At 50.8% G+C, this 18207-nt stretch carries 16 protein-coding genes; 8 read left to right on the top strand and 8 right to left on the bottom strand.

The window, feature by feature from the left end; all coding sequences use genetic code 11:
• Nucleotides 1-60: 60 nt before the first annotated feature.
• Nucleotides 61-1338: a hemolysin family protein gene (locus ABD880_RS17950; RefSeq protein ID WP_345169274.1), complete on the bottom strand. Its 1278-nt coding sequence runs from the start codon at nt 1336-1338 to the stop codon at nt 61-63.
• A gap of 25 nt (nt 1339-1363) precedes the next feature.
• The gene (locus tag ABD880_RS17945) at nt 1364-2863 is read right to left on the bottom strand and encodes a GH3 auxin-responsive promoter family protein (RefSeq protein ID WP_345169271.1); all 1500 of its coding nucleotides are present in this window, start codon (nt 2861-2863) and stop codon (nt 1364-1366) included.
• A 326-nt stretch (nt 2864-3189) separates the two neighbouring features.
• Between ABD880_RS17945 and ABD880_RS17940 the strand changes: the two genes are divergently transcribed.
• Both ABD880_RS17940 and ABD880_RS17935 read left to right on the top strand, forming a co-directional pair.
• Nucleotides 3190-3627 carry an OsmC family protein gene (locus ABD880_RS17940; protein WP_345169268.1) on the top strand — a complete coding sequence of 146 codons (438 nt, stop codon included), beginning with the start codon at nt 3190-3192 and terminating at the stop codon, nt 3625-3627.
• Between the two features lie 68 nt (nt 3628-3695).
• Nucleotides 3696-4190 (top strand): hypothetical protein, encoded by a 495-nt coding sequence (locus tag ABD880_RS17935; protein WP_345169265.1) that lies wholly within the window; start codon nt 3696-3698, stop codon nt 4188-4190.
• 265 nt (nt 4191-4455) lie between these two features.
• Here the strand turns inward: ABD880_RS17935 and ABD880_RS17930 are convergent, their stop codons facing one another.
• The 5 genes from ABD880_RS17930 to ABD880_RS17910 form a co-directional block, all read right to left on the bottom strand.
• Nucleotides 4456-5094, bottom strand: coding sequence for a peroxiredoxin (locus ABD880_RS17930; RefSeq protein WP_345169262.1), 639 nt, complete (start codon nt 5092-5094; stop codon nt 4456-4458).
• Nucleotides 5095-5247: 153 nt separating this feature from the next.
• Nucleotides 5248-5685 carry an RrF2 family transcriptional regulator gene (locus ABD880_RS17925; RefSeq protein WP_066505203.1) on the bottom strand — a complete coding sequence of 146 codons (438 nt, stop codon included), beginning with the start codon at nt 5683-5685 and terminating at the stop codon, nt 5248-5250.
• Between the two features lie 15 nt (nt 5686-5700).
• The gene (gene dnaA, locus ABD880_RS17920) at nt 5701-7125 is read right to left on the bottom strand and encodes a chromosomal replication initiator protein DnaA (protein ID WP_160690482.1); all 1425 of its coding nucleotides are present in this window, start codon (nt 7123-7125) and stop codon (nt 5701-5703) included.
• A gap of 96 nt (nt 7126-7221) precedes the next feature.
• Entirely contained in the window at nt 7222-8157 is a 936-nt protein-coding gene (locus ABD880_RS17915) for a bifunctional metallophosphatase/5'-nucleotidase (RefSeq protein WP_345169252.1), read from the bottom strand.
• Between the two features lie 92 nt (nt 8158-8249).
• Nucleotides 8250-9014 (bottom strand): 5'-nucleotidase C-terminal domain-containing protein, encoded by a 765-nt coding sequence (locus ABD880_RS17910; protein ID WP_345169249.1) that lies wholly within the window; start codon nt 9012-9014, stop codon nt 8250-8252.
• Nucleotides 9015-10178: 1164 nt separating this feature from the next.
• On the opposite strand from ABD880_RS17910, the gene ctlX reads away from it, so the two are divergent.
• From ctlX to ABD880_RS17895, 3 genes are all read left to right on the top strand, one after another.
• Nucleotides 10179-11123: a citrulline utilization hydrolase CtlX gene (gene ctlX, locus ABD880_RS17905; protein ID WP_345169247.1), complete on the top strand. Its 945-nt coding sequence runs from the start codon at nt 10179-10181 to the stop codon at nt 11121-11123.
• 161 nt (nt 11124-11284) lie between these two features.
• Nucleotides 11285-11647, top strand: a complete 363-nt coding sequence (locus ABD880_RS17900) for a hypothetical protein (RefSeq protein ID WP_345169245.1) — start codon at nt 11285-11287, stop codon at nt 11645-11647.
• A gap of 197 nt (nt 11648-11844) precedes the next feature.
• Nucleotides 11845-12234, top strand: coding sequence for a YkvA family protein (locus ABD880_RS17895; RefSeq protein ID WP_345169242.1), 390 nt, complete (start codon nt 11845-11847; stop codon nt 12232-12234).
• On the opposite strand, the gene ABD880_RS17890 is transcribed toward ABD880_RS17895, so the two are convergent.
• A complete protein-coding gene (locus ABD880_RS17890) occupies nt 12231-12980 on the bottom strand; it encodes a DUF72 domain-containing protein (protein ID WP_345169240.1) in 750 nt (249 codons plus the stop codon). The two genes, ABD880_RS17895 and ABD880_RS17890, sit on opposite strands and share 4 nt — an antisense overlap.
• Before the next feature lie 152 nt (nt 12981-13132).
• Here ABD880_RS17890 and ABD880_RS17885 point away from each other — a divergent pair, with 152 nt between their 5' ends.
• From ABD880_RS17885 to scpA, 3 genes are all read left to right on the top strand, one after another.
• On the top strand, nt 13133-14968 hold the full coding sequence (locus tag ABD880_RS17885) for a methylmalonyl-CoA mutase family protein (RefSeq protein ID WP_345169237.1): 1836 nt from the start codon (nt 13133-13135) through the stop codon (nt 14966-14968).
• 127 nt (nt 14969-15095) lie between these two features.
• On the top strand, nt 15096-15554 hold the full coding sequence (locus ABD880_RS17880) for a YybH family protein (protein WP_345169234.1): 459 nt from the start codon (nt 15096-15098) through the stop codon (nt 15552-15554).
• A gap of 344 nt (nt 15555-15898) precedes the next feature.
• A complete protein-coding gene (gene scpA, locus ABD880_RS17875) occupies nt 15899-18031 on the top strand; it encodes a methylmalonyl-CoA mutase (RefSeq protein WP_345169232.1) in 2133 nt (710 codons plus the stop codon).
• The last annotated feature ends 176 nt before the right edge of the window (nt 18032-18207 follow it).

Below are 18207 nucleotides of genomic sequence, written 5' to 3'. Positions count from 1 at the left end.
ATTTTGTGCAAGCCTCGTTTTTAGCCTGATTTCTCAAAAACAGCTCAAAAACGACCAAGCCTATTCCACCTTTTTCAGAAGAATCTTATCTATCTTGGTGCCGTCCAAGTCAATAATTTCTACCTCAAAGCCGTTGTAGACAAGTTTCTCCCCGGTCCCCGGAATCCGGCCCAGCTGGTGAATGACAAAGCCTGCCAGCGTTTCATACTCTGCCGGGTTCTTTTTGATGAAATCAAATTTAAGCTTGCGGTTAAGGTCTCTAATGGGCAGCAGGCCACTTACCAGATAGCTGTTGTCGTCTCTCCTGAGGAAGGTGAATTCCTGCTCTTCGTCCAGGTCTGGGATGTCGCCTACAATGGCCTCCAGGATGTCATGCAGGGTGATGATGCCTTCCACGGCCCCAAACTCATCTACCACCACGCCCAGGTACTGCTTCTGCTTCCTGAAAATGGAAAGCACTGAGCTGGCGTACATGGTATCTGGCACAAAGATGGGCTCTTTGAGGAGCGCGGTGAGCGGCGCGTTCTGGTCCAACAGGTTCTCATAAAAGTCTTTGGAGTTCAAGATGCCCACCACCTTGTCCTGCACCTTGTCATACACCGGAAACTTGGAATGAGCGCTACTATGCAACTTTTCCTTTAGTTCCTGGGGCGTGTCTTGCAGGCTCAGCCACTCCACGTCTACGCGGTGGGTTTTCAAGTGCTTGGCCCGTTGCTCTGAGTAATGAAAGATGTTCTGGTGCAGGTCTGTCTCTTCTTTGGCCAAAACGCCCTGCTTGCCTGCGGTTTTAATGATCTGCCGCAGCTCCTCTTCAGACATGATTTCATCCTGGGGCTCTTTGATGCGCAGCAGCTTTATGACCACGTTGGTAGACCAGGACAGCAACTTGACCAAGGGCAACGTAAACTTAGTGAACGCCTTGATGATGGGGGCCACGAACAAGGCAATGGACTCACTGTTGCCCATGGCAATGGTTTTAGGAATCAACTCGCCTATCACAATGGAGAAATAGGTGATCAAGCCCACCACTATCACAATAGACATGGTCTGGGCGTACGGCACTAAAAACGGCACCTGCTCCAAAACCACGCGCATGTCATCAGAAAGGGCCGCACCGCCGTAGGCACCCAGCACCACCCCAATCAAGGTGATGCCCACCTGCACTGCAGAAAGGAAATCCTCCGGCTCGGCTAACAAGTCCAGGACCGTTTGCGCTCTTTTATTTCCCTCCAGTGCTTTGTTGCGCATCCTGTCCTTCCTTACTGAAATGATGGAAATCTCTGACAGCGCAAAGAAGCCGTTCAGAAAGGTGAGGATGATGAGGATGAGTATTTCCATAGGTGGGAGTACGAGAATGCTATGATTAAGAGTGAATGGCTTTCAACAGACCATCGGCTAACGTACGGTCATTGCTCAGGCGCGGCACTTTGTTCTGGCCGCCCAGTTTGCCCTGTTGTTTCATGTACTCCTGAAAAGCGTTAGGCGCCAAGGCCGTCACTTTCAAGGTGCTCAGGATATGACCGCCAATCAAGTCATCATAATACGAGTTGCGTTTACGCAGATGTACGTCCAGGGCTTTGGCAAACTGCTCTGGATTGTGAGGCGCTTTCGCGAAGGCGATCAACCACTCATGATACGACGCCCCGGCATCTGGGCTCACATAAGGCGCGACGGTGAATTCGGTCACGGCCACTTCGGGGAATTCTTTCATGGCCTCCTGCAAGGCGCCTTCCACCTCTTCGGCAATCACGTGCTCGCCAAACGCCGAGATGAAATGCTTTAAGCGGCCACTTACTACTAGCTTATGCGGGAACAGAGAGGTAAACTTGACGGTGTCGCCAATAGAATAGCCCCACAAACCGGCGTTGCTGTTGATGATGAGCGCGTAGTTTACATCAGTCTTCACCTCGGCCACGGTCAGGCGCGTAGGATTGGGATTATGGAATTCCTCTACGGGCACAAACTCAAAGAAAATGCCGCTGTCTACCATCAGCAGGAGACCCGGGTCTTCCTGCAGGTTTTGGTACGCGAAGAAGCCCTCAGAGGCTGGAAACGTCTCTATGGAATCTACCTTCTTCCCGATGCTCTCCAGCAGCTTGGCGCGGTACGGCGCGAAGTTCACGCCGCCGTAGACAAACAGGTTGAAGTCTGGGAACACGTCTTTGATTTGCTTGCCAGTGCGCGACCTGATTTTGTCAAAGTACATCTGCACCCACGGCGGAATCCCCGAGATGAGCGTCATGCGCTGGTCAATGGTCTCATTGATGATGGCGTCCAGCTTGGTTTCCCAGTCGTCTATGCAGTTGGTCTGGTAGCTGGGCAATTGGTCACGGCGCAGATAGCCCGGCACGTGGTGGTTGATGATGCCCGACAAACGGCCGGTATTGATGCCGCTCACCTTCTCCAGCTCAGGACTACCGCTCAGGAAAATAAGCTTCCCGTCCAGAAACTGCGACCGGCCCGTCTCATGAATGTAGCTGAGCAGCGCGCTCTTGCCGCCGCTCACGTGGTTGGGCATGGAGTCTGCTGTGATGGGAATGTATTTGGTACCTGACGTAGTGCCAGACGTTTTGGCAAAGTACAGCGGTTGGCCCGGCCAGAGCACGTCCTTCTCTCCTTCCTTGACGCGGTCAAAGTAGGTCTTGAGCGCCTCATAGTCCCGCACGGGCACGGCCTGCGCAAACTCCTGGTGGGTGCGTATGTCTTTAAGATGATGGGCCTTCCCGAAGGCCGTATTGGCACCCTTCTGCAAGAGCTCTTGCAGAATTTTGTCTTGCGCGGCGGCAGGGTCCTGCATCCAGGACTGTTGGCGGCTGTGGGCCAGAGCCGCCAGTGGTTTACTCAAAAAAGCCTTTACGCCCATGGTTTATTCATTGGTAATCTGGTAAAGATAAGAATCTGATGCATGTATCCAGAAAAGACCTCGGCCCTAATTTAAAATTACGCTACACGTATAACAAGCACCGCCTGCTTGCCCTACATCAATTTCTGCCAAGGTCACTTTTGGCTAAATTCTCACAAAATAGGCCAAAAACGATGGATCTGCTCCCCTACTGTTCCTCCACGCGGCAAGCTGGTTTTGCCAGATTGTACCTTTTCACCTGCAGGTCAGTTTTCTATAAAACGGGAAAACTTCTAACTTAAACGAAGCAAATAAGTACATACCAACACATTTAACCATCTACAACTATGGCAAACAACACTGGAAAAGCCGTCTGGAACGGCGGCCTGAAAGACGGCAAAGGAACAGTCTCTACCCAAAGCGGCACCCTGGATGCGCGCTACTCCTTCGGGACGAGGTTTGAGGATGATGTGACGGGCACCAACCCCGAAGAACTGATTGGCGCCGCGCACGCAGGCTGTTTCTCCATGTTCCTGGCCGCCCTGTTGGAAGGCGCCGGCAAACCAGCCACTTCAGTGAGCACAGACGCCAAAATTACCTTGAGCAAAGACGACACTGGCCCGTTCATCAGCAAGATTGCCTTGACCACTGAGGCAGAAGTGCCCGGTATCACCAATGAAGAACTGCAGGAGTTCGCGCAGAAAGCCAAAGAGGGCTGCCCCATCTCCAGAGCTCTGGGTGCGGTGAAGGAAATCACTCTGCAGGCCACTTTAAAAAACGCTTAAAAGAGGAGTGCGGCCTTGGCTCAAGGTAGTATAGAAAAATTAGTATCTTTGCCCAATAGACATTTTGCATGAGATCATTGGCTAGAGTAGGGTTGCGCCCGTCGCGCGACCATAAAATCTCCTTCGGGGTACAGTTATCATTAGTGTTGCTGTGGATTGTGTACAGTTTGTTTCTGATTTTCACAGAACCAGAAGGCGGCACCAATGACCGACACTTTTTCCATTACATTTTCCTAGCGCTGGCCGCTGGGTACCTGATTTTCATACTGGCGCAGAATACGTCTTTGTTCGGGTCACAGTCTTATCTGGAGATTACGCCGGCCTATGTGGTGGAGAAACGTGGTCACTTCAAGAAGAAACTGGCCATCCATTTGCAAGACGTGACGGGCATCACGTTTAACAACACCACCGCCCGTTTTGACATGCGTGACAACACCCGTTGCCAGCTAGACCTGAAACTGGTGCGTAGCCGTAAAAGCCTGAAATTGGTGAAGGACAAAATCAAAGAGGTAGCCGACAAGCACGCCATCCCGGTGACGGACAACGCCACCAACAGAAGATAACAGAAACCGTTTTTGGGCTATTTTCCCGGAAACAGCCTAAAAACAGAATCGGCCACTCTACCTAGGGTGGCCGATTCTGTTTTAGATGGAATTCGTTTTTTGCTTGTTTTCCGGACATCAGGCTAAAAACGATACTTATACAAATTGATGATGACCATGGCGCAAGCGTCCGCTTGTGTCCGCACGCATTGATGATCTGGAATGCGTGCGGACACAAGCGTCCGCTTGCGCCATGGAAGCCTGCTTTAAAAATCGAACTAGATTTCTAGTTTAAATTGGGCTGAGGCGTCATACGCAGATAAGGCTTCAAGACAGTATGGCCCTTCGGGAATTTGGCATCTACCTCCTCTTGCGGCACCGATGGCAAAATCACGCAGTCCTGACCATTCTCCCAGTTGGCTGGCGTGGCCACGCTGTGGTTGGCGGTCAGTTGCAGAGAGTCAATCACTCTGATAATCTCGGCGAAGTTTCTACCAGTAGACGCCGGGTAGGTCAAGGTGAGTTTGATTTTCTTGTCGGGCCCAATCACAAACACAGAGCGCACGGTGGCGGTGTCACTGGCGTTGGGGTGAATCATGTCATACAGGTTGGCTACCTTCTTCTCCGGGTCTGCTATGATAGGGAAATTGACGTTGGTGTGCTGCGTCTCATTAATGTCTTTGATCCAGCCCTGGTGCGAGTCTACGGGGTCCACGCTGATGGCGGCCACCTTCACGTTGCGCTGGTCAAACTGGTCTTTGATGCGGGCCACAGCGCCCAGCTCTGTGGTACACACCGGCGTGTAATCCCGTGGGTGCGAAAACAAAACGGCCCAACTGTCGCCAATCCATTCATGGAAAGAGATAGGGCCTTGGGAGGTGTCGGCGGTGAAATCTGGGGCGATGTCCCCTAAACGTAATGCCATGTTGTGATGGGTTAATGGTTAAAAATGGTCAAGAATCTCCTGTCTGGGTAGGCTTCCCTCTTCTTCACACTCCATCTGCACATACGGGAAACCCACTACCATCTAATCTCTATAGATGTAGTAGACAAATAGAATAAATAAAAAGGAAAAGTCCTAGGCTTCGGCCTCTACCAAGGTCCTTACCTTGGTTAAATCTGTCAGAAAGGTAGTATCCAGAATGGCGCAGGTAGCGTCCCGCACCTGTTTCATGAGGATTCTAATCTCACAGGTGGTTTCGTCTACGCACTCTTCGCACTTGCGGTAATAAAGATGGCTTACGCAATGCACGGGCGCCAGCGGGCCGTCAATCATACGGATCACGTTGCCTACAGAGATCTGCGAAGGGTCTTTGACCAAAGTATAGCCGCCGTTCTTTCCGCGCGTGCTCTGCACCACCTGCTGTACCTTTAGGTCTACCAGAATGGCTTCTAAAAACTTACGGGGAATGCGCTCGCCTTCGGCAATCTCAGAGATGAGCACCAAGGGTTTTTCTGAGTTCTTGGCAAGGTAGAGCAGCGCCTTGAGGGCGTACTTGGCTTTCTTGGAAATCATACCAGATAGGGAAGCTTAGCCGGCCTTTACCTTGAATTTCTTCTGCAATTCCTGGATGGAAGCTTTGAACTTCTTGTCGGTGTCAATGAGGTCAGAAACGGTTTGCACCGAGTGAATCACGGTGGAGTGGTCACGTCCGCCAAAATGATAGCCAATAGACTTAAGCGAGTGGCTGGTGTACTCCTTGGCGAAGTACATGGCCACCTGACGGGCCGTTACAATCTCCTTCTTGCGCGTCTTGGCTTTCAGAGACTCCAGGGTCACGTCAAAATACTCGGCCACGGTCTTCTGGATGAAGTCCAGGTTCACCTCGGTCTCCACGTCTTCAATGATGTGCTTGAGCGCGGCTTTGGCCAGTTCCAGGTCAATCTCCTTGCGGTTCAAGGACGACTGAGCAATCAAAGAGATAAGCACGCCTTCCAGTTCACGCACGTTGGTGTCTACGCTATAAGCCAGATACTCAATCACGTTGTCTGGAATATGAATCCCGTCAGATTGCATCTTCTTGTAGATGATGGCCATGCGGGTTTCAAAGTCTGGGCTCTGCAAATCGGCGGTCAAACCCCACTTGAAACGGGACAACAGACGCTCCTCCAAGCCTTTTAGGTCACGCGGCGGACAGTCTGAGGTCATCACAATCTGCTTGCCGCTTTGGTGCAAGTGGTTGAAGATATGGAAGAACATTTCCTGGGTCTTTTCTTTCCCGCTCAGGAACTGCACATCGTCAATGATTAGAATATCTACCAACAGATAGAAGTTGGCGAAATCCTGTACGCTGTTGGTCTTTAAAGACTCAATGAACTGGTTCACGAACTTCTCAGAAGACACGTACAACACAAACTTGTCTGGGTTGTTGCTCTTGATGTGGTTACCAATGGCCTGCACCAAGTGCGTCTTGCCCAAACCTACGCCACCGTATACCATCAAAGGGTTGAAAGACGTAGTACCCGGTTTGTTGGCCACGGCGTAGCCCGCCGAGCGCGCTAAGCGGTTACAGTCTCCCTCAATATAATTGTCAAAGGTGTAGCTCTGGTTTAGCTGGGAGTTGAAGAAGTGCCGGTCAATGGCTTTGCTCTCAAACGGGTTCTTTAAGAACGAACGCTCTGGGCTATATGAATTTACTACCGCAGAAGGCACCTTCTTGGTAGGGATGTTCACGGTCTGGGGCTTGCTGTGGTCGTTGCCCTGGTCTACAATGATAGAGTACTCCAGACGGCCCTCTGAACCCAGCTCCTGGAACACCACTTTCTTCAGCAGGCCCACATAATGCTCCTCCAGCCACTCATAGAAGAATTGGCTAGGGACTTGAATTGTCAATACGTTCCCGGTCAAAGACAAGGGCACAATCGGCTCGAACCACGTTTTGTAGCTCTGCTCTCCTATGCTGTCCTTGATAACCTGTAAACAGTTATGCCAGACGGTTGTACAGTCTTTTACCATTAACATCGCTTCTTCCAATCCCGCGTTTATTTGAGTGATGATTTTTTCAGAGGGCTACAAAAATGAAAAAAAACTCTTGAACAAAAAACTTGAACCTTACGAAATATTGACACTAGGATTCAAGGGCAGAACCGAGGCCGTAGACCCTGTTTTTACTTTCTTCTTTCTGTCAAAGGTGAAGTCAATGCGCCCCAGGTTGATGCCCGACCAACCCACTTGGTTCACCAGAGTGACATGCCCATCTGAATGTACCACTTTTTCTGGCTCATCCAAGAATGTGTGCGTGTGTCCGCCAATAATCAAGTCAATGCCGCTCACCTGTTTAGCCAGTTTGAGGTCGTCAATTTTAGCGCTCTCATATTTATAACCCAGGTGGCTTAAGCAAATCACCAAGTCCACTTTCTCCTGCTCACGCAAGGTTTTGACCATGCTTTGGGCCGTGGCCACCGGGTCAAGGTACTTGGTGCCGCCGTAGTTTTTGTCAGCTACCAAACCAGCCAATTCAATGCCCAAGCCAAACACGCCTACGCGCACGCCTTCCTTTACAAAGACCTTATAAGGCTTGATGTCACTTTTAAGCGGTGTATTGCTGAAGTCATAATTGGCCGTCAGGAACGGGAAGCCAGCATGAGGCAATTGTTTCTGCAAGCCTTCCAGCCCATTGTCAAAGTCATGGTTGCCCAGTGTGGCCGCATCATAGCCCATCTGGGTCATTAGCTTGAACTCCACCTCGCCCCCGAAGAAGTTGAAATAAGGCGTCCCCTGCCAGATGTCACCGGCGTCCAATAAAAGCACATTGGGTTCCTGCTGTCTAATCTGCTTGACCAAGGTAGCTCTGCGGGCCATACCGCCCATGCCGCCGTTTTTGCGCCCGTCATTGGGGAACGGGTCAATGCGCGAGTGCATGTCATTGGTGTGAAGAATGGTGAGCTTGATAGGCTTAGCCGCCGCCTCTGCCAGACTCGGCAAACCCAACACCGCCAAACCCGCGGTCCCTACTACGGTGCTCTTTATAAATTCACGACGTTTCATTTTCTATTAAGATGTTAGATGCTAGACGTTAGATGTTAGACTATCCTTTTGCAGTTCAAAAAGTCTAGCGTCTAATATCTAACGTCTAGAGTCTAGTTTAACACTTTCACTCTTCCATCCTTGGCGCCGGTAACGGGTTTGCCTTGGGCGGTGAGCTGTTTTACTTCGTTCATGATGGCGTCACGGGCTAAGAGACCGGCTTTCTCAGATTTGAGGGCGTCTTTCAGGAAACCCATGTTGTCACCGCCGTTGGCCAGGTAATCAGAAATGGCCAGCGTATAGGTTTTGTTAGGATCAAAAGGCTTGCCGCCAATCATAATATTGAGAGGCTTGCCGTTCTGTACACTGTAGGTGGCGTTTGATAAGGAAAGAATCTTGCGCTTGGCGGCAAAATCAAACATCTCCTGCACCGTTTTACCGGACAAGGTCAAGACCATCATCTCATTTTCAAAGGGCATCAACTCAAAGACATCGCCCACGGTCACCGGGCCTTGGTCAATGGGGTTGCGCAGACCGCCGCTGGTCATGGCGCCCATGTCTATAGGCTTGCCATACACAGCCATGGTCTGGGTACGGGTAAGGTCAGAGACAAAATTCCCGAGGCTGGATTCAATGTCGCCTTTCTCCAAGGCCACCGGTGCCTGCCCAATGACCTCATTCATGGTTTTGTCCACCCGCTCGCGGTACGGCACAATGGCAGTCTCCACGGCCGGGTCGGTGGCCAGCTGGGTGTTCACCGGAATGTCGGTGTTCTGGGAAAGCTGGGCCGAGGGTGTTAACGTCCGCTGACAGCCCGTGAAGGCCAGTGTCAATCCGAGGCCTACCGTGACCCAAGTATATTTTATGCGATGAAGCATGAGCATGCGATTTAGGTTTTACCAAAGATACGGCCCTTAGGGGTAGAAGCCAAAGTTCTTATGGGTTACCGTCCTACCCTATGCCATGCGTATTTGTACTGATTTTATGTTCTTATTGCACAATTTTAGAGGGTAAGTCCTTGACAATTAAGATGTTTTTACGTACACTTGTTTAACCCTTTCTGGTTATTGCAGAATAGATTCATTGCCCATCTAACCACATGCTACGTTTTCTTTGGATGCTGTTTCGTCAGGTAAGACGATGGGTGCCGGACCTGTTCCGGTGCTTAGAAGGCGTGTGTGCCTACTGTCCAGGCTATACCAAATGGCAGACGAAGGCTAAAAAAGTTTGGCGTTATGTGTTACAAAAATTAAGCTCTGGCAAACAGCTTCTTTTCTCAATTTGGCAAGGGAAAGTTTCTAACGCTACACAAAGCGTAAATCACTCAGTATCAAAGGCAGTGCACGCATGGCTTTACCTGTTGCACCGCCGTATTCTTACCTAGGATCCTCCCCCATCCTACCGCGTTCCAGCATCTCCCGGTCCTCCGCGTCCCAACAAAACGGGCAATGGATGGTTATCTATCAGCGTTCATCTTATATCACAAGCAAATTTAAATCACCCACATTTTATCTATTATGAGCACTTCTTACTTACAGTACAGCAAGTTAATTCTATTAAAAGTTAGTTTTGATGTTACCCTATTTGAGAAAGAGCTCCGAAAGTGCCTCCGGTTGCTATTGACCCATGAGATAAGAGAATTGAAGCATTGGTGCCGGGCCACGTTCCCCAAAAACTTCCGCCGCATCATGGCACGGTGCTTCCGGTACTTCAACTGGAAGAAGAAATCAATGAATAGTGACTGATGATCAATGACCAGTGATTAATGAGTAATCACCTAGGGTTAGGGCTTCACTGGCTTATACAGCATTCATACTAACAGCAAACTCCGTTTTTGGCCTAGTTTCTAGAAAACAGGCCAAAAACGGAGTTTCGCATTTTAAGTAATTACTCTTCACGCTACTCATATATCTGCTTTCTCAACTTGCCAATTCCCTCATTAATCATCAATCATTGGTCACTAATCATTACTATTAGTCACTGGTCATTATTCATTAATCACTATTAAGTATCTTGCAGGCCTCCGCCAACGGACACCTATCATGGAAAACACACTGCCCCTACATACAGATTACCCCCTGGCCACGCAGGTTCTGCTGGTGAGACCCGCCGGCTTCGGCTATAACCCAGAGACCGCCGCCACCAATGCCTTTCAGCAGGAACTTGGTGAAAGCACACCCGAGAAAGTTCAGGAGAAGGCCTTGGACGAGTTCAACCAGTTTCTGCTCAACCTGTGGGCCAACCGCATTGACGCCGTGGTGCTAGAGGACGCGCCTGAGCCTCACACGCCAGACGCCATCTTCCCCAACAACTGGATTTCCTTTCATGAGGGCGGCAAAGTGGTCTTGTACCCCATGATGGCCAGCGCTAGAAGACAGGAACGCCATCCAGACATTCTTCAGCAATTAAAAAATGAGCATAACCTGCCCTTCACCGAAGTCATTGACCTCACCTATTTTGAGGAGCAAGGCAGGTTTCTGGAAGGCACCGGCAGTCTGGTCCTAGACCGCAAAAACAAAATAGCCTACGCGTGTATCTCTGAGCGTACGCACCCAGAGGTAGTAGAAGCCTTCTGCGAAAAGCTGGGCTACCGCGCCATCCTGTTCCATGCCACCGACGAGCAGGGCCTGCCCATTTACCACACCAACGTGATTATGAGCATAGGTGTGGACTTCGCGCTGATTTGCTTAGAATGTATCCAAAGCGAAGAAGAGCAGGGCGAAATCCTGGAAGCGCTGGTAGACGCCGGCAAAGACATCATTGACCTGAGCTTAAAGCAAATCAGGAAGATGGCCGGCAACATGCTCCAGGTCCGCAACCGCGTGGGCGAGCCGGTCTTGGTCATGTCTGATAAAGCCTATAAAGCCTTACGCAAAGACCAGTTTGAAGAACTCAAAAAACTCACCAAGATGATGCGCTCAGACCTGCGCACCATAGAAGCCCACGGCGGCGGAAGCGCCCGTTGCATGCTGGCGGAGATTTTCTAATTGTTGATTGCTGATTGTCGATTGCTGGTCGAACAATTAACATTGGAACATCAATAAGCAAACCCGTTTTTGGGCTGTTTTCATGAAAACAGCCCAAAAACGGGTTTGCTTTAACACAGTGCTTTATTTACCTGAACAATTAGAAGCAATATTAAAACGAATTGAAAAAGCGGAAGAAGAACAGGGAGAATGATGTAAAACTAAGGCTTTTACTAACCCTTGTACTGTTTCTAGCAGTTGTGTTCCACTTCGCTATTGAGGACATCTTCCTCAGAAAATACGGAAAGTGCACTAAGGCTAAGGTTTCAAGTGAGATTAGATACTCAAGTTCCAAACCAGATACATACTATTTCAAATTCATAGAAAATGGGAAGGAATACACGGGAGATTCTAATGTTGAAATTCACAAGAAAGAAATGATTGGGGATAAAATATGTATAGTTTACTTAGAATTACTACCAACTATAAACAGGAGTCTAGATGGTTATTTTGAATCAAGATTTACTAGGTGTAATTGTAAATAAAATATTACCCTTAACAACATCAAAAAGCATTCCGCGGCGGATGGGCTCGGCCATCGTTTAGCCAAGTCCGTTGATCGATATTCTAACAATCAACAATTAGCAATCAACAATAAGAGAGAAACCCGTTTTTGGGCTGTTTTACAGAAAACAGCCCAAAAACGGGTTTCTCTCTTTCAGCCACATACGTACTCACTCCTATGTGGCAAAAACTGAAACAATGGGCGAAGCAACTAAAGGCAGACATTCAGGCGCTGGCATTGGCGGTGCAGGATGCGCGGGTGCCGTGGTATGCCAAAGTGATGGCTGGTATTACGGTGGCCTACGCCCTCAGCCCCATTGACCTCATCCCCGACTTTATTCCCATTCTAGGCTACCTGGACGACCTGCTCCTTCTGCCCATTGGCATCTGGCTTTCCATCAAACTCATTCCGCCGGCGCTGTTCCAAGAGTTTCAAGAACAGGTAGTCTTGGCAGGAAAACAGAAATTACCTCAAAGCAAAACCGCGGCCATCTTGATTATTCTCCTTTGGCTGGTCATCCTGTGGTGGGCGGGTGGATTGGCTTGGCGCTGGTACCAGAACCGCTAGAGGTTGAGAATGGCCTGTTTTAACCTGTCTGCGTCTGCGGTAGCGTTGCCGCCAATGGTGTTATTGAAGAAAGCCCAAACCGTCTTTCCATCCAGCAACCAGTCCTGCGCCATGTAGGCGAAGCGCTCCATCTCCTCGGCTGGGTAGGCGCCGCGGTACAGTTGCTCATGGCCGTGCAGGCGCATGTAGACGGTGTTGGTGGTAGACGTGGCCAGGGCGGGCCAGCGCTTTCCGGCACTAATCACCACCAGAGAAATCTCAAACTCCTCCAGCAGTTCTAGCACCTCCTCAGTGTGCCAGGAGGCGTGCCGCACCTCCAGGGCAAAAACCGTGTCTGGGTACAGCTCGCGCAGGAGCGTAAAAAAGTGTTTGGCAATGAGCTCGTTGTAATGGAAGCTTCCGGGGAGTTGCACCAACACGGGGCCTAGGCGGTCGCCCATCACCAAGAACCGGTCCATCCATTTACGCAGAGGCTCCTCCACGTTCTGCAGGCGGTTTTCATGGGTGATGGAGCGGTGCATCTTGGGCGCGAACTTAAAATGCGCAGGCGTAATGTCCAGCCACTTTTGGATGGTTTTTTCCATGGTGAAATGGTAGAAACTGCTGTTCACCTCGGTGCAGTTGAAGTGCTCGGCGTAAAAAGTAAGCATGTCCGCTGACTTTATATCCTCTGGGTAAAAGATGCCGCGCCAGGCGTAACTCCAGCCCGAGGTGCCTATGTAGAGTTGATTCGGTTCTAAGTCCATGCCCCTTACAGACGCAGAAACTATTTAAGGGTTCTTGCGTTTTTGGCCTGTTTTACAGAAAACAGGCCAAAACCAAATAGCGGAATTCCCCCTGAAGCCGTAGAAGTATATGGGCAAAAAACTATCTTTACCCCATAATACAGCATCTCTTTATGATGAATACTACCGCTTCTGATTCCCTTTTCCCCGAGTTCACCGCCCCAACACCCGCGCAGTGGGAAGAAAAAATCAGCAAAGACTTAAAAGGCATTGACCCTGCAGAACTGCACTGGCAAAGCTATGAAGGCATTGACGTGGCGCCTTTCTATACCAAGGAAAACCTGCCGCAAGGCCTGCAATACCAGACCCAGCCCGGCGAATTCCCTTTCCTGCGCTCCCCTAAAACTGGCACCAACACCTGGCTGAACCTGCAGGCCATCCGCGTGACCGGCAAGGGCCATGAGGCCGTAGACAAAGCGGCAGACGCCCTCACCCGCGGCGCCGATGGCATCCATTTCATCATTGAAAACGGGGTAGATTTTGACGTAGACTATCTGGTGCAGCATTTATCCTTGGGTGATGTTCCGGTTTCTTATACCGTTTCTTCTGATGCCGCTACCTTCCTGCACCATCTGGTGACGGGGCTGTACCGCAAAGGCATATCCTTAAACCAGTTGAACGGCTTCTTGAAGTGCGCGCCCATTCTGTCATCTGAGAGTTACCGGCAGTTGGACATGGAGCACGCGAAACATCTGCTGGAGCAAACCCTGGATGCACCCAACTTCTATGCCCTTACCATCAACGGTGCGCATTTCAGTAACAAAGGCGCTACGCTGGTACAGGAGATTGCCATTACGCTGGCCATTGCGGTGTGCTATACCAACGGGCTGACGAATGAGATTCTGCCGGTAGAGCGACTGTTCCGAGACATGCAGTTTCACCTATCCGTGGGCACCAATTACTTCTTTGAGATTGCCAAGTTCAGGGCCGTTAGGTTGCTATGGTCTAAAGTGGTGGAAGCCTACAAAGCTCCGGTAGAATCTGCGGGGCATCTGCGCATTCATGCCTCTACTTCGCGCTGGCATCAGGCTACGCTTGACCCGCACACCAACCTGTTACGCCATACCACCGAGTTGATGAGCGCCATCATGGGCGGCGTGGATTCTGTGGAGGTAGAGCCATTTGACAGCACCTATAAAGAACCGAATGCCTTTAGTGAGCGCATTGCCCGCAACATTTCCATCATCTTAAAAGAGGAAGCCTACCTGCACCAAGCCATTGACCCTGCCGCCGGTTCTTATTACATTGAGTACCTCACCCAGGAGATCGCTGAGAAAGCCTGGGCGCTGTTCCAGGAGATTGAAGGGCTGGGCGGTTTCATGGCGGCGTCTAACTCGGGCTTCATCCAGGATTTGATTAAAGAAGCCAGCAACCAAAAGTTCAAGAACATTGCCAGCGGCAAAGAGGTAATATTGGGTACCAACAAATACCCCAACACCAACGAAAAGCACGACTACAACCCCGAGGCTTTGATGCAGAGCCGCGACTTTGACAATACTCGCGCCGCCTACCCGTATGAAGTGATGCGCCTGGCCACCGAGATGCACCTGCGCAAGAAACAGCGTCGTCCGTTGGCGGTGGTGGTGCACATGGGGCCGGCCATTCAAGAGCACATTCACGCCTCCTTCGCCCGCGAGTTCTTCACTTGTTCTGGTTTTACTACCCAGGTGGTGAAGGTAAACACGGTGAACGAGGCCTTGGCTTCAGTGAAACCTTTGGACGCGCAGGTGATTGTAATGGCCACGCCAGAACAGGCTTTCTCTGACTTCGCAGATGAGTTTGCCCGCGGCATGCGCGACCAGCACAAACAAGGCCCCGCGCTTATTCTGGCAGATGACCCCATGCACCTGAAAGATGAACTAAGAGCCAACGGCTTTGACGAGTTCTTGTTCCAAGGCTGTGACACCAAGGAAATCATTACCCGCATTCAGGAACGCTTGGGCGCATAAGGAGCGAAGCGCCTAGCCCTGAGTTCTGAGTCTTGAGTCGCGAGTCATCTTGTAGTCTTATAAAAACTTCGTTTTTGGCTTAATTTCCAGGAATCAGGCTAAAAACGACATAAACACCAACGTTACCTTGAAACGCTTACTTCTGTTATTCACGCTTCTGTTCACGCACCTAACCATGGCTGATTCCTTGAAAAACGAGCTTACTTCTATCACTGCTGAAAGCCCCATAAAAGGTGCCAGAAAAGGCTTGGACGGTCAGGTGAACGCCTGGAACGCCGGCAATCTGGAAGCCGCCATGGGTTTCTACTGGAACTCACCCGAGATGCTCTGGATAAGCAAGAATGGCGTAGAGAAAGGCTGGCAACCGGTGCTGGAAATGTTTGAGCAGGACTTCAAAGACCGAAGCACCATGGGCACCTACTCCTATGAGCCTCTGCACCTGGAAGCTTTAGGGAAAGACGCCGCGCTGTATGTGATTAAATGGAAGATTGAGCGAGACGGCAAGCGACTGATGGGCGGCATCTCCTCCCAGGTCTGGAAAAAGATGAACGGCAAATGGGTGATTACCTCAGAGCATGCAAGCTAGTTGAGAGTTAAAAGTTATGAGTTAAGAGTGGCTTTCCCACTTTGTCATCCTGAAAGGATCTTGTGGGCGAACTAGACCAGCAGAAGCGATGAAACGACCTTCTCTTCTTAGAAAGAGAAGATTATAGAAAGGTTCTCATCAATCAGTTTTTCACACTTAGTGATGTAAATACATCTTGCTACCAAGATCCTTTCAGGATGACAAAGGGTGCGAATTAATAAAATGAAACAATAGCAAGCCTTTAACCATGAGTTGAAAGTTGAGACTTGTTACAAAATATAAAACCAGATGTACGCGCTAGAAAAGTCTTATGTCCTGCGTCTTGCATCTTACGTCTTAAAAACATGAAACCAGATTTCACCAAGATACCATTTACGTTTTCGGGCAGTTCTGGCAAAAACAAGCCAAAAACGGAAGCCAAGACCTGGAAGACCGCGGAGCGCATGCCTTTGCAGAACTTCTACACCAAGGAAGACACGCAGGCCTTTGAGCACCTGGACTTTGCCGCTGGTTTGCCACCTTATCTGCGCGGGCCATACAGCACCATGTACGTTAAGAACCCTTGGACCATTAGGCAGTACGCGGGCTTCAGTACTGCTGAGGAATCTAACGCCTTCTACCGTCGCAACCTAGCCGCCGGGCAGAAAGGCTTGTCGGTAGCGTTTGACTTGGCCACGCATAGAGGCTATGACTCTGACCACCCGCGCGTAGTGGGTGATGTGGGCAAGGCCGGGGTGGCCATTGACTCCATTCTGGACATGAAGATTCTGTTCGACCAGATTCCGCTGGACCAGATGAGCGTGTCCATGACCATGAACGGCGCAGTATTGCCTATTCTGGCGTTCTATATTGTAGCCGCAGAGGAACAGGGCGTAAAGCCGGAGCAGTTGAGTGGCACCATCCAGAATGACATCCTGAAGGAGTTCATGGTGCGCAACACCTACATTTATCCGCCGGAGCCCAGCATGAAGATTATCGCCGATATCTTCGCGTACACGTCTCAGCACATGCCTAAGTTCAACTCCATCTCCATCTCGGGCTACCACATGCAGGAAGCCGGGGCCACGGCAGATTTGGAACTGGCTTACACCTTGGCCGACGGATTGGAATACGTGCGAACCGGTTTGGCCGCGGGCATGGACATTGACACCTTCGCGCCGCGCCTGTCGTTTTTCTGGGCCATTGGCATGAACCACTTCATGGAGATTGCCAAGATGCGCGCCGCCCGTATGCTGTGGGCCAAGCTCATCAAACAGTTCAACCCGAAGAGCGACAAATCCCTGGCCCTTCGCACCCACTGCCAAACTTCTGGCTGGAGTCTGACGGAGCAGGACCCGTTCAACAACGTGGCCCGTACCACGGTAGAGGCCTTGGCCGCCGCTTTAGGCGGAACGCAGAGTTTGCACACCAATGCCTTAGATGAAGCGATTGCCTTGCCTACAGATTTCTCCGCGCGCATTGCCCGTAACACGCAGATTTACCTGCAGCAAGAGACGCACATCACCAAAACCGTGGACCCATGGGGAGGCTCGTATTACGTAGAGGCCCTCACCCACCAACTCGCGCACCGCGCCTGGGACTTGATTCAGGAAGTGGAGCGTCTGGGCGGCATGGCCAAAGCCATTGAAACTGGTCTACCCAAAATGCGCATTGAGGAAGCCGCTGCTCGTAAGCAGGCGCGCATTGATGCGGGCAAGGATATTATTGTGGGCGTGAACAAGTTCAAGCCAGAGTCTGAGGAGCAACTGGAGATTCTGGACATCGACAACACCGCCGTGCGTGAGTCCCAGCTGACTAGATTAGCCAACCTACGCGATAACCGCGATGACGCCGCTGTCTTCGCCGCCATGGACGCATTGACCAACGCTGCCGAAACCGGAGAAGGCAATCTGCTGGAGTTGGCTGTGCAGGCCGCCCGCGTGCGTTGCAGTCTGGGGGAGATTTCCTATGCCTTAGAAAAAGTTTACGGCCGTCACAAGGCCACCATCAGAGCAATATCAGGCGTGTACAGTTCAGAGATTTCAGACGATGAGAACTTCGGCAAGGCCCAAGCGCTAGCCGATAAATTTGCCACCCAGGAAGGCCGCAGGCCCAGAATCATGGTGGCCAAAATGGGCCAGGACGGCCATGACCGCGGTTCTAAAGTCATTGCCACCTCTTTTGCAGACTTAGGCTTTGACGTGGACCTGGGCCCGCTGTTCCAGACCCCAGAAGAAGTAGCCCTGCAGGCCGCCGAGAACGACGTGCACGTGGTGGGCGTGAGCAGCCTGGCCGCCGGTCACAAAACCTTGATTCCTTCCTTGATTGCCGAATTAAAGAAACTGGGCCGCGCGGATATTATGGTCATTGCGGGCGGGGTGATTCCGGCGCAGGATTACCAGTTCCTGTTTGATGCGGGCGTATCAGGCGTGTTCGGGCCAGGCACTGTGATTAGCGTGGCCGCGCAGGAGATTCTGGAGAAGTTGTTGAAGGCGTAGATTTCTTACTTATAGTTTATAGAACTCCCGTTTTTGGCCTAATTCCTTGAAAACAGGCCAAAAACGGGAGTTTTCTGTTCTAGCCGACCAGAAATTCACTGTTACCAATCAGGCACACATTTCCTAAGTGGCTATGCTTTAAAACAGCTAAACCGCGCTTAGAAGGTAGAAACCAA

This window comes from Nibribacter koreensis (assembly GCF_039541795.1).
In the GTDB taxonomy this organism is placed as follows: domain Bacteria; phylum Bacteroidota; class Bacteroidia; order Cytophagales; family Hymenobacteraceae; genus Nibribacter; species Nibribacter koreensis.
The sequence above is the reverse complement of the archived record's forward strand: the minus strand, read 5'-3'. Positions and strand labels throughout refer to the sequence as shown.

Coding starts and splice junctions, on each gene's coding strand:
- ABD880_RS17895 (WP_345169242.1), top strand. CDS start 11,845: ATGTGGCAAAAACTGAAACAATGGGCGAAGCAACTAAAGGCAGACATT.
- ctlX (WP_345169247.1), top strand. CDS start 10,179: ATGGAAAACACACTGCCCCTACATACAGATTACCCCCTGGCCACGCAG.
- ABD880_RS17925 (WP_066505203.1), bottom strand. CDS start 5,685: ATGATTTCCAAGAAAGCCAAGTACGCCCTCAAGGCGCTGCTCTACCTT.
- ABD880_RS17935 (WP_345169265.1), top strand. CDS start 3,696: ATGAGATCATTGGCTAGAGTAGGGTTGCGCCCGTCGCGCGACCATAAA.
- scpA (WP_345169232.1), top strand. CDS start 15,899: ATGAAACCAGATTTCACCAAGATACCATTTACGTTTTCGGGCAGTTCT.
- ABD880_RS17890 (WP_345169240.1), bottom strand. CDS start 12,980: ATGGACTTAGAACCGAATCAACTCTACATAGGCACCTCGGGCTGGAGT.
- ABD880_RS17915 (WP_345169252.1), bottom strand. CDS start 8,157: ATGAAACGTCGTGAATTTATAAAGAGCACCGTAGTAGGGACCGCGGGT.
- ABD880_RS17910 (WP_345169249.1), bottom strand. CDS start 9,014: ATGCTTCATCGCATAAAATATACTTGGGTCACGGTAGGCCTCGGATTG.
- ABD880_RS17930 (WP_345169262.1), bottom strand. CDS start 5,094: ATGGCATTACGTTTAGGGGACATCGCCCCAGATTTCACCGCCGACACC.
- dnaA (WP_160690482.1), bottom strand. CDS start 7,125: ATGGTAAAAGACTGTACAACCGTCTGGCATAACTGTTTACAGGTTATC.
- ABD880_RS17950 (WP_345169274.1), bottom strand. CDS start 1,338: ATGGAAATACTCATCCTCATCATCCTCACCTTTCTGAACGGCTTCTTT.
- ABD880_RS17940 (WP_345169268.1), top strand. CDS start 3,190: ATGGCAAACAACACTGGAAAAGCCGTCTGGAACGGCGGCCTGAAAGAC.
- ABD880_RS17945 (WP_345169271.1), bottom strand. CDS start 2,863: ATGGGCGTAAAGGCTTTTTTGAGTAAACCACTGGCGGCTCTGGCCCAC.
- ABD880_RS17885 (WP_345169237.1), top strand. CDS start 13,133: ATGATGAATACTACCGCTTCTGATTCCCTTTTCCCCGAGTTCACCGCC.